The organism is Clostridium sp. Marseille-P299 (assembly GCF_900078195.1).
GTDB lineage: Bacteria > Bacillota > Clostridia > Lachnospirales > Lachnospiraceae > Lachnoclostridium.
In genome coordinates, this window is sequence record NZ_FJVE01000006.1 from 703,361 (window position 1) to 714,991 (window position 11,631).

Genomic DNA, 11,631 nt, shown 5'->3' on the forward strand with positions numbered 1-11,631 from the left:
CACAAAAAAGTCCCACTACCTACATTTCTGTAAATAGTGGGACAAAAATCTTATATCAGCATACAAACCTCAACTTCAATGTCATTCCATTGATTTTTCCGAAGGTATGCACCATAACTTTTTCTATATTATTTTGCTTTTTCAAAATCAAGCTTTACACTAAATAAATAGCATTCGCCTACTTTTGTGCGATAGCAGCCTGCGCTGCTGCCAATCTAGCAATTGGCACACGGTATGGTGAGCAAGAAACATAAGTTAAACCAGCCTTATGGCAGAATTCAATGGAAGATGGATCTCCACCATGTTCCCCACAGATACCAAGTTTAATATTTGGACGAACCTGTCTACCCTTTTCACAAGCCATTTGAACTAATTGGCCAACACCAGCTTGATCAAGTCTTGCAAATGGATCAGATTCATAAATCTTTGATTTATAGTAAGCATCTAAGAACTTACCAGCATCATCACGTGAGAATCCGAATGTCATCTGAGTTAAATCGTTTGTACCAAAGGAGAAGAATTCAGCTTCTTCCGCAATCTCATCAGCAAGTAAAGCTGCACGAGGGATTTCAATCATGGTACCAATATGGTATTCAATATCAGAACCTTTCTCTGCCTTAACTGCTTCTGCTGTTTCAACAACGATATCTTTAACAAATTTTAATTCTTTTTTCTCACCAACTAATGGAATCATTATTTCAGGTATAATGTCATAACCCTTTTCATTCTTTACTTCAATTGCTGCTTCCATTACTGCTCTTGTCTGCATTCTAGCAATTTCAGGGTAGGTTACTGCAAGACGGCAACCTCTATGTCCCATCATAGGGTTAAACTCATGTAATGCATCACAAGTAGCTTTAACTTCTTCAACCGTTAGATTCATATCCGCTGCTAATTCAGCAATATCTTCTGGATCTGTTGGTACGAATTCATGTAAAGGTGGATCTAAGTAACGAACGGTCATTGGTTTTCCTTCAAGTACTTCAAACATCGCCTTAAAATCTGCCTTTTGGAATGCAAGTAGCTCATTAAGAGCCGCCTCTCTACCCTCTACAGTCTTAGAAAGAATCATCTTTCGAATCTTTGGAATTCTTTCTGGCTCAAAGAACATATGCTCTGTACGGCAAAGACCGATACCTTCTGCACCTAACTTAACAGCATTTGCTGTATCTGCCGGTGTATCTGCATTGGTCCGAACCTGAAGAGTTCTAAACTCATCGGACCATTCCATCATTCTACTAAAATATCCACTAACACTAGCTTCTACTGTCTTAATATCCCCAAGATAAATCTTACCAGTTGATCCATCTAAAGAGATATAATCACCTTCAACGATTTTTTCTCCGCCAAGTTCAAACACCTTAGCTTCTTCATTAATCTTAATTTCACCACAACCAGATACACAAGCAGTACCCATACCACGAGCAACAACAGCTGCATGAGATGTCATACCACCACGAACCGTTAAAATACCTTCTGCTGCATGCATTCCTTCAATATCTTCAGGGCTTGTTTCTGAACGTACTAAAATAACTCTCTCACCTTTATCATGAGCTTCCTTCGCTTCATCCGCAGTAAAATATACCTTACCTGCTGCTGCACCTGGAGATGCTGGAAGGGCTGCACCTAATACTTTCCCAGCCTTTAACGCTGCTGGATCAAAGGTTGGGTGAAGCAATTGATCCAATGATTTTGCATCAATACGAAGAACTGCTTCTTTTGGTGTGATTTTACCTTCATCTACTAAATCACATGCAATCTTAATTGCTGCAGGAGCTGTTCTCTTACCATTACGAGTTTGAAGGAAATATAACTTACCTTCTTGAATCGTAAACTCCATATCCTGCATGTCCTTATAGTGATCCTCTAATTTATTTGCGATCTCCATAAACTGCTGATAGCATTCTGGTAAATCTTCTGCTAATCTTGTAATTGGCAATGGTGTACGAATACCTGCTACAACGTCTTCACCTTGTGCATTAATTAAATATTCACCATAGATTGCATGATCACCAGTGGATGGATTACGGGTAAATGCAACACCTGTACCAGATGTGTCACCCATGTTACCAAATACCATTGCTTGTACGTTAACTGCCGTACCCCAATCTCCAGGGATATCATTCATTCTACGATATACGATTGCACGAGGATTATCCCAAGAACGGAATACTGCTTTTACAGCTTCCATTAATTGAACCTTAGGGTCTTGCGGGAATTCTTCACCCATCTTATCTTTATATATTGCTTTGTACTTAGCTATAACTTCTTTTAGATCCTCAGCTGTTAAATCTGTATCAATTTTTGCGCCTTTTTCTTCTTTGATTTCATCTAAAATGCCTTCAAAGAACGTCTTACTCATTTCCATTACAACATCTGAGAACATTTGAATAAATCTTCGGTAGGAATCATAAGCAAATCTAGGATTACCAGTCTTTTTTGCAAAACCTTCCACTGCAATATCATTAAGACCTAAGTTAAGAATGGTATCCATCATACCTGGCATAGATGCTCTGGAACCGGAACGTACAGATACCAAAAGTGGATCTTCTGTATCACCAAATTTCTTTCCTTGCATCTCTTCCAATTTAGATAACGCATCGAAAATCTGAGAAGTGATTTCTTCAGTTATCATCTTGCCATTTTTGTAATAATCGGTACAAGCTTCTGTCGTAACTGTAAATCCTTGAGGGATAGGTAAGCCTAAATTAGTCATTTCAGCTAAGTTAGCACCCTTACCGCCAAGTAGATTTTTCATGTTGGCATTTCCTTCTTTAAATAAATATACCCATTTTGCCATGTCTGCGAATCCTCCTAATATGTATTTGACCGTACAAATCATCTACATGTAGTAACTTCACTGTTTTTAGACGCAATATACAGTCATCGTTAACAATTATAACATAGTTTCAATATATTGGAAATAGTTTTTTGATTAAAATGATAGTTTTAGTGTTTTTTTATGTCGAATTTTTGTATATTGTGCACAAAATCAAAAATCCCATTTTTGTAAATACTTTCATTCAACAGCTTGCACAAATAATTGGAAAATTTTTGAAAGTACTTTCATATAAAACAGAAAAAATAATTGAGAACATGCAATTATTCTCTCTATTTCTACAATTTTTGCACTAATTTTACTTATTTCAAATACATAGTTATTGTGGATGGACTAACGAACGGTACTACAGATGGATATATTCTAAATCCTTAATATTAATATTTTTTATTATTTTGCTTTTTCGATAACTATTTTATCGCCGTCAAGGTATCTTATAACTTGATTATCTTCTTTGGTAATTCCTAAAGTTTCTAACCAAGTTGTAGGAATTGATACCCTAGCTTTATAACTATTCTTTGATGCGTTCCCACCCGCTTTTACAAATTGAACTTTTACAGCTTTTTCTCTTTCCATTCTTTCACTCCTACAAAGTATTTCACCGTATAGCCGATATGTCAGCTTTTTAATTACTGTCTTTTTCTTGTCTTGATATATTTTGTTATCATGTACACGGCATATGTTACTAGAAAAAGGAGCCATCGCATCAGTAATTTTTTAACCACTAATACGACAGCCCCAAGTTTTATCAAACTATATTCAATTTTTACTTTTGAAGTTTATCTAAATTCTAGTATTAGAATTCAAATTTCTTTTCAAAATAAGCCTTTAAATCCTCAATCTTGATTCTTTCTTGTTCCATAGTGTCACGGTCACGAACTGTAACTGCTCCATCCACTTCAGAATCGAAATCATAAGTGATACAGAAAGGTGTACCGATTTCATCTTGACGACGATAACGTTTACCAATGTTACCTCTATCATCAAATTCGCAGTTATAATATTTACTAAGTTCAGTATAAATTTTTTCTGCACCTTCTGATAATTTTTTAGATAATGGAAGAACACCAATTTTAACAGGAGCTAACGCTGGGTGGAAATGAAGTACTGTACGTACATCTCCTTCTCCAATTTCTTCTTCATCGTAAGCGCTGCAAAGGTATGCAAGTGTTACACGATCCGCACCTAAGGATGGTTCAATAACATAAGGAACATATCTCCATTGTTTTTCATCATCATAATAGCTCATATCTTCTTTTGAAACATTTTGATGTTGAGTTAAATCATAATCGGTACGATCTGCGATACCCCATAATTCACCCCATCCAAATGGGAATAAGAATTCGATATCTGTAGTCGCTTTAGAATAGAAGGATAACTCTTCTTTTTCATGATCTCTAACACGCATTTCTTCTTCTTTCATACCAAGGCTCTTTAGCCAATCGATACAGAATTGTTTCCAATAAGCAAACCATTCTAAATCTGTATCTGGTTCACAGAAGAATTCTAATTCCATCTGTTCAAATTCTCTTGTACGGAATGTAAAATTACCAGGTGTAATTTCGTTACGGAAAGACTTACCAATCTGACCAATACCAAATGGAATTTTCTTTCTTGAAGTTCTTTGTACATTCTTAAAGTTAACAAAGATACCTTGTGCAGTTTCAGGTCTTAAATAAACCGTATTCTTTGCATCTTCAGTAACACCTTGGAATGTCTTAAACATTAAGTTAAATTGACGAATGTCTGTAAAATTATGCTTTCCACAAGATGGACACGCGATGTTATTATCTTCAATGTATTTAGCCATTTCTTCATGTGACCAAGCATCTACAGATCCTTCTAATGTAATGTTATTATCATGTGCATAATCTTCAATGATTTTATCTGCACGGAATCTCTCATGACATTCTTTACAATCCATCAATGGATCAGAAAAGCTGCCAAGGTGACCTGATGCTACCCATGTTTGAGGGTTCATAAGGATGGCACAATCAACACCAACATTATATGGGTTTTGTTGAATAAATTTTAACCACCAAGCTTTTTTCACATTGTTCTTTAGTTCTACACCAAGATTTCCATAATCCCAAGTATTTGCAAGACCGCCATAAATCTCAGAGCCAGGATATACAAAACCTCTTGCTTTCGCCAATGAAACAATTTTCTCCATTGTCTTTTCCATAATATTTCCTCCAGATTTCCATAATAATAGCACCTTATCGGCATTCAACATGTAAAAATACATTTTACACTTTTTATGTTTTATATTTATACTTAAAAAGGATGATAGCACCTTTTAAATCCATTATTTTCATAGGCTACCTTTAATTTTAATATTGTACCCTTAAATGCTTTAATTTTCAAGCCTAAACTTAATCAAAGTGATTGTAATTAGCGTAAGGAGTCATTGTGATTAATAAAAATCAATCCATTCCATAAATCCTTTAACAACTTCTAGTAAAAATTACAAAATATCTAGCAACTCCAAGGACTTCATTTTATGATCGATATAGGTAGTTCGATATCCATCCATGATTTTTTTTAATTCTTTTAGTACCTCATCTGAAACGGTAAATGTGTAGAGTTTTTCCACAGTCGAAGATACTATGTATTGTAAGGTATATAAAGTTGAGGTGGATATATAAAATGCATCATTGGCACCATATTTGCAATGATCGCAAATCATTCCACCAGCCTCTACGCTAAAACGCCTAATCTCGTTTGTTTCCCCACATTTTACGCATTCAAAAACTTGCGGTGCTTCTCCACCAAGACTAATTATTTTTAATTCAAATACGTAACGAACTAGCTTTACACCAATATTTTTGTTTAACAATGCTCTTAAAGACTGGTAAAGCAATTTCATTACCTGGGTTTCATCATTGCCCTCTCTTGTCATATAATCAGCAAATTCACAAAAATATAAACCATAATAAACATATGAAATATCTTCACGTAGCTCACCAAAATAATTATGTACGTTAACAGATATGACATTATAAGAACTTCTACCTTCATATAACGAAAACTCACCATAGGTAAATGGTTGACTACACGCTAATAAGGCGCTATTAGGTTTCCTAGCGCCTTTAGCAAATGCTGTTATTTTTCCACGTTCCTTTGTTAAAATTGTGAGCCGTTTGTCATAGTCACCAACTGGTATGGTGGCTAGTACAATGCCAGTCACACTAATAGAACTTGTCATGTTCTGACTCCCTTTCACACTCCCATGTTATCGCACATTGACTCTTCGTCTGCTCTAACATGTGTTCACCTTCGCTTGTACATGCGGTATAGTTTAAATAGTCTCTAATATCACCTGTTTGTTCAAAAATATTCCAATATTCTAGCGCTTCCATCATCTATGCCCCCTAAATGATTTAATGAAATTTCGAATTAGCGTTTGTGAACCTAACGGTTTTCCTTTGTAACTTTATCACTTACACCAATAGCATTCCCGAAGCATAAATTTTTAAACTGATAATATAATCCTATAAGAATTTATTTTAAATCCCCTTGACAAATGTTCCTGATTCGTTTCGATTATTATATCTAAAAAGAACCATTAAAAGTCAGTATCGTTTCGGTAACCATAATTCTTGATTAGGAAATCACTATCTCTCCAATCCTTCTTAACTTTCACCCATAATTGTAAGTTAACTTTCATATCAAGAAGGTTTTCAATTTCTTTTCTTGCTTGCATTCCAATGTTTTTTAGCATCGCACCTTGTTTACCAATGATGATACCCTTATGGGAATCACGTTCACAAACAATTGTAGCATCAATATCAACTATTTTGCCATCTGGACGATCTTTCATTCGATCAATGTATACTGCAATTCCATGAGGGATTTCATCATTTAATAATCGAAGTGCTTTCTCTCTTACTAATTCAGCAACAATTTGTCTCTCCGGCTGATCCGTAATTGTATCTTCATCAAAATACATTGGACCTTCTGGTAAGTATTTATATATAACTTCTAATAAATTCTCTTTATTTTCACCTTTTAAAGCTGAAACAGGAACTATTTCTGCAAAATTACATTTTTCTTTATATGCATCGATAAAAGTAAGAATTTCTTCTTTCTTTACTGTATCAATTTTATTTATAACTAATATAATTGGTGTTTTAACTCGGTTTAACTTCTCAATGATAAGTTGTTCTCCAGCACCAATAAATGTTGAAGGTTCTACGAGCCATAAAATAACATCAACTTCATTTAAAGTTCTTTCTGCAACGCTAACCATAAATTCACCAAGCTTATTCTTCGCCTTGTGAATTCCTGGTGTATCAAGAAATATGATTTGACCAGGTTCCCCTGTATAAACCGTTTGAATACGATTTCTAGTTGTTTGTGGTTTATTCGAAGTAATTGCAATCTTTTGCCCAATTAGTTGATTCATTAATGTAGATTTTCCCACATTTGGTCGTCCAATCAGGGTAACAAAACCCGATTTATAGCCTTTGTGTTGGTTCATTCTTTTACCTTAACCTTTCCTCTTTACACGGCACTAACACACAAATACCTTAAATTTGATGTAAGTACCGTATTCTTAAATTAAAATTGTATCTCAATTTATAATGATTCCCGCATATTCATAACCTAAACTTCTCTAATAAGCTTATCATAAATTATAGCAGTGGTTTTACATTATAAAACATCTCTTTATTATCTGCAACTTTCTTCTCATTTCCGATGACACATAAATTGTTCTCGGATATGACGGAATCTACAATTATAGCTGTTTTACGTATATCTTCTTTAGTTGTATTAAGAATTTCATCGCGGTCCTTTTGAATATCTGCATGGCTAACACCACATAAATATGCATTTAATGAGCGACTTCCTTTCATCATAGGTGTTAGAGGCGTATCTACTGAACTCATTGTACCTATGATATATTTTGTCATATCTCTTTCATCTACTTCAAAATTCTCAACATAATTCTTAGTATTTTTATAAACATCTACGGTTTCTTTTAAGTTAGGATCACGGTAGGAAACAATGTAGGAACTTCCATCCAAACCAGAAAAACTACACATACAGCCATATGCGCCGCCTTTTACACGTACCTTATTCCAAAGATAATCATATCCTAAAATAGTCTTTAACACTTTTAATGAACCATTTGACTTAAGACCTGCCTTAATAAAGTTACCACAGGTTGCAACATATTGTACTTGACCAGAATAGGTGAATCCTTCGTTTAATTTTTCTATAGGGAAATTATAACTTGCTGGCTTTAATACATCATTTACGGTTCTCTTTCCGCTATTTGCAAGTTCATTTGATGCATCATTTTCCTTAACTAAGGTATCTACAAAGCTAGGAAGAACCTTTTCAAGTACCTCATACCCTTTTTGCTCCGCTGTAATACTTACAACTAACTTCATTTCATTAAAAATTAATTTTAAAAGTTTACTTAAATTCGCTGCAAATTGATCTTTCTTATCTTCAAAGTTTTCTACTAAATCCGCAACAAACTGATAGAAACGAACACCCTTTGTTAAATCGCTATAATATCCACTTTGTGAAATATAGGATAATGCACGGTCAACTGCAACATTGTGTCCGCTGGAATTCATCTTCATTTGTAATCTAGATTTGATTTCCTTTAAAATCTCAAGCAGTCTCTTTGTATCGAAAAGTTTTGATTCAAAAATAATTTCTTGTATAAGTTCAAATGCTTTTGGCATCTCATCATACAATAATTTTGCACTAAAATAAAATACTGGACGATAATATTCTGGATCATTCTTCTTATTAAAAGCAGTAAAGTCTGTTCTCATATCTCCTGTATGCATATTAACTTCATTGGATAATTCCAAGAAGCTATAATTCTTAGTATCAATATAACCAAGAACTGCAGACAATAAATTTAAATAAGGTAACAATTCTTCCTCAATATCACTAATATCAAATAAACACTTAATATAAGCAATTCCATTTGTAAATACTTCATGATGAAGTACTGGAATTCCACCAATTTCTTTTTCCTCGTTATAGAGTGCTGGAGCTTCTTTTGCAATATCTTCACGCTTTAACATCGGTATTTTAAGCAACTCTTCTTTTGTAGAAGGTGTTTCCTGATATTCTTGTAAATGCTTTGTAGAAGCTACCAATGCTTCAATCTCTTCATCACTTAATGATTCTTTATAAGAAGCTAATTTTTTAGCAAGGGCTTCTTCTTTTTCTCTATTTAATCCTTTCTTTGGAGAAAGCATAAAATGAGTTACATGATCGGAATGAAGTAAAAAGCGATCAATTAGCTCTTCATAATATCCTGTACCAATCTTATTTTTTAATTGTTCGAATATTTCATTCCCATGCATATAAGCAAAAGCCTTAGTATCATCATAAAGCCAGCTTCCCATAATTTGAATGCCTAAAAGTAAGCCTTTTGGAAATTGACCAAAATCCGCTTCACGGTAACGGAATTCTAATACGTTAATTGCTGCTTTTAATGAATTTTCATTGATACCCTCTTTTACGATCTTTTGTAACGTATCCTTGATTATTCTTATAAATTCATCTTTCTGTGATTTATTTGAATTTTTTGCAATAATCGAAAAGTTTGGTTGTAATATTTCATTATCAAAACTACTAAGAATATCACTACCGATTCCAGCCTCAATTAATGCTTGCTTTAGCGGTGCACCTGGGGAAGATAGAATTGCAGACTCAATCACCTGAAATGCAATGCATTGCTCTACGTCCAAGGAGCTTCCAATTACAGCATTAAAGCTTAGATATGTGTTATTTTCTTCCTTATCACTATCACTTAAGGAATAAAAGCTTTCTATTTCCTTGCATCCAAATGCTTCTTGCTTCTGAATCACAGAATCTACATTTAAGGTATCATATTCACAAAGATAAGCTTCATCTAACCATGTTAACTTTTCTACAACATCAACGTCACCATATAGATAAATATAACTATTGGATGGATGATAGTATTTTCTATGGAAATCTAAATATTCTTCATAACTTAAGTCAGGAATATAATCAGGATCTCCACCAGATTCCACACCGTATGCTGTATCTGGATATAAGCTACTTTGAATTTCTCTATATAATTGTTGTTCTGGAGAAGAAAACGCTCCCTTCATTTCGCTATATACAATACCATTATAGGTCAATTCATCGTCCTTGCTTTCCAGTTCATAATGCCAACCTTCTTGTTCAAAGATCTCTCTTCTATTATAAATATTAGGATAGAACACTGCATCCATATAAACATGCATTAAATTCTGAAAATCCTTGTCGTTACAGCTTGCAATCGGATACATTGTCTTATCGGAATATGTCATAGCATTTAAAAATGTATTTAAAGAGCCTTTGGCAAGTTCAATAAACGGATCCTTTGCTGGGAAGTTTTTAGAACCGCAAAGTACTGTATGCTCAATAATATGTGCTACACCCGTGCTATCTTTTGGTGGAGTACGAAATGCAATTGAAAATACCTTATTATTATCATCATTGGATATTACACATACCCTTGCTCCTGATTTCTTATGTCGAAAAACAAGGCCTAAACTATTTGTATCTTTTAAATCTTCTTGATATTCTAATTGGTAAGCGGAAAGCTGTTCAAAATTTATCTTATTATTTTTCTCTATTTCCATTATTTATCTTTCCTTTCCTTATTCTTAAATTTCATGTAATCTAAAACCATTATCTCACTGACTCGATATATTTATGCCTGAAATATTCGTTATTTCCAGTTTTATTGGCTTGATATGTTAATAATTTTTATTCTTTAGATGCATTGTAAAAATTAGCCTATGGAGCATATTATACCATATATTGAAACATTTGTCATACGTATTTACTTCATAAATCGTAAAGACAAGCCTTATTTTTTCTGTTTTTAACAATAAAATGAGATAAAAAAAAACAAATCAAATTATCTCATGCTAATTTTTGTAAAAAAGTAACAAAATTACATATTTTATGCAAATTCTTACAAAGTTAAATTGACAATATATGAATAATATGGTAAATTAGGCGTAGATTATCATCATGATAATTCGTACTAGTACATATTTTTAACAGTTTTCAGGAGGCACTTTTTATGAAAAAGGGTACAGTTAAGTGGTTTAATGCAAAAAAGGGTTTTGGATTTATTTCCGATGAACAGGGTAGCGATGTTTTCGTACATTTCTCTGCTTTAAACATGGACGGTTTCAAAGTTCTTGAAGAAGGCGAAGCTGTTGAATTTGAAGTTGTTGAAGGCGAAAAAGGTCCTCAGGCTGCTAATGTAGTTAAGTTATAATCGACAAAAACAATTGGAAATTTTATATATAGAGATATAGATAAAACTTCTTACAGTTGGGCGGGTATAACAACAAATGAGTGGAGAAACAATTATGTGAATTTATTTATATAATGTTTCTCCACTCGTTTTTTTCCCATCCTCATACTTAGCAATAGAGGTTTAAGTAAATTCCATTGCTTAGGGATACTGTAGCGATACAAAAAATATAAAAGAAAATAAAGACGAATTTTTTAACAGATTACCTGGAATATAACATAAATCAAATGCAAGAATTAATAGTATAAAGATACGCAAAAAAGTGCTGCCATACCTACGATTTATCAATTGTTAGTATGACAGCACTTTTTCTATTTCACTATAAAACAACCATATTAATAATAAAATCGAACTAAAACGTCAATTATAGCACCATTTTCGTCTAACATCATATAAAATTTTTCTAATTTTTCAATTTAATGGTTGCAAATCCTTTATATACATGATAATATTCAACTGTACTATCTGAACT

The 11,631-nt window shown here is 33.5% G+C and carries 8 protein-coding genes; 1 reads left to right on the forward strand and 7 read right to left on the reverse strand.

Annotation, left to right across the window (positions count from 1 at the left end):
* Positions 1–178: 178 nt before the first annotated feature.
* The 7 genes from ppdK to BN4220_RS07205 form a co-directional block, all read right to left on the reverse strand.
* Positions 179–2,800, reverse strand: a complete 2,622-nt coding sequence (gene ppdK / locus BN4220_RS07180) for a pyruvate, phosphate dikinase (protein WP_066715154.1) — start codon at positions 2,798–2,800, stop codon at positions 179–181.
* Between the two features lie 429 nt (positions 2,801–3,229).
* On the reverse strand, positions 3,230–3,415 hold the full coding sequence (locus BN4220_RS07185; protein ID WP_066715155.1) for an AbrB/MazE/SpoVT family DNA-binding domain-containing protein: 186 nt from the start codon (positions 3,413–3,415) through the stop codon (positions 3,230–3,232).
* A gap of 220 nt (positions 3,416–3,635) precedes the next feature.
* A complete protein-coding gene (locus BN4220_RS07190; RefSeq protein WP_066715157.1) occupies positions 3,636–5,024 on the reverse strand; it encodes a glycine--tRNA ligase in 1,389 nt (462 codons plus the stop codon).
* Between the two features lie 282 nt (positions 5,025–5,306).
* Complete coding sequence (gene recO, locus BN4220_RS07195) at positions 5,307–6,047, reverse strand: DNA repair protein RecO (protein WP_066715158.1); 741 nt, start codon at positions 6,045–6,047, stop codon at positions 5,307–5,309.
* Complete coding sequence (locus tag BN4220_RS20025; protein ID WP_156476406.1) at positions 6,031–6,204, reverse strand: hypothetical protein; 174 nt, start codon at positions 6,202–6,204, stop codon at positions 6,031–6,033. The genes recO and BN4220_RS20025 overlap by 17 nt, the downstream gene beginning before the upstream one ends.
* A gap of 203 nt (positions 6,205–6,407) precedes the next feature.
* A complete protein-coding gene (gene era / locus BN4220_RS07200; protein WP_066715159.1) occupies positions 6,408–7,322 on the reverse strand; it encodes a GTPase Era in 915 nt (304 codons plus the stop codon).
* A gap of 154 nt (positions 7,323–7,476) precedes the next feature.
* The gene (locus BN4220_RS07205) at positions 7,477–10,470 is read right to left on the reverse strand and encodes an insulinase family protein (RefSeq protein WP_082812190.1); all 2,994 of its coding nucleotides are present in this window, start codon (positions 10,468–10,470) and stop codon (positions 7,477–7,479) included.
* 449 nt (positions 10,471–10,919) lie between these two features.
* Here BN4220_RS07205 and BN4220_RS07210 point away from each other — a divergent pair, with 449 nt between their 5' ends.
* Positions 10,920–11,120 (forward strand): cold-shock protein, encoded by a 201-nt coding sequence (locus BN4220_RS07210; RefSeq protein WP_066715163.1) that lies wholly within the window; start codon positions 10,920–10,922, stop codon positions 11,118–11,120.
* Positions 11,121–11,631 lie beyond the last annotated feature (511 nt).

Bases quoted from the DNA above. Each gene is read 5' to 3' on its own strand.
- BN4220_RS07190 (WP_066715157.1), bottom strand. From the start codon at position 5,024: ATGGAAAAGACAATGGAGAAAATTGTTTCATTGGCGAAAGCAAGAGGT.
- BN4220_RS07210 (WP_066715163.1), top strand. From the start codon at position 10,920: ATGAAAAAGGGTACAGTTAAGTGGTTTAATGCAAAAAAGGGTTTTGGA.
- era (WP_066715159.1), bottom strand. From the start codon at position 7,322: ATGAACCAACACAAAGGCTATAAATCGGGTTTTGTTACCCTGATTGGA.
- BN4220_RS07205 (WP_082812190.1), bottom strand. From the start codon at position 10,470: ATGGAAATAGAGAAAAATAATAAGATAAATTTTGAACAGCTTTCCGCT.
- BN4220_RS07185 (WP_066715155.1), bottom strand. From the start codon at position 3,415: ATGGAAAGAGAAAAAGCTGTAAAAGTTCAATTTGTAAAAGCGGGTGGG.
- recO (WP_066715158.1), bottom strand. From the start codon at position 6,047: ATGACAAGTTCTATTAGTGTGACTGGCATTGTACTAGCCACCATACCA.
- BN4220_RS20025 (WP_156476406.1), bottom strand. From the start codon at position 6,204: ATGATGGAAGCGCTAGAATATTGGAATATTTTTGAACAAACAGGTGAT.
- ppdK (WP_066715154.1), bottom strand. From the start codon at position 2,800: ATGGCAAAATGGGTATATTTATTTAAAGAAGGAAATGCCAACATGAAA.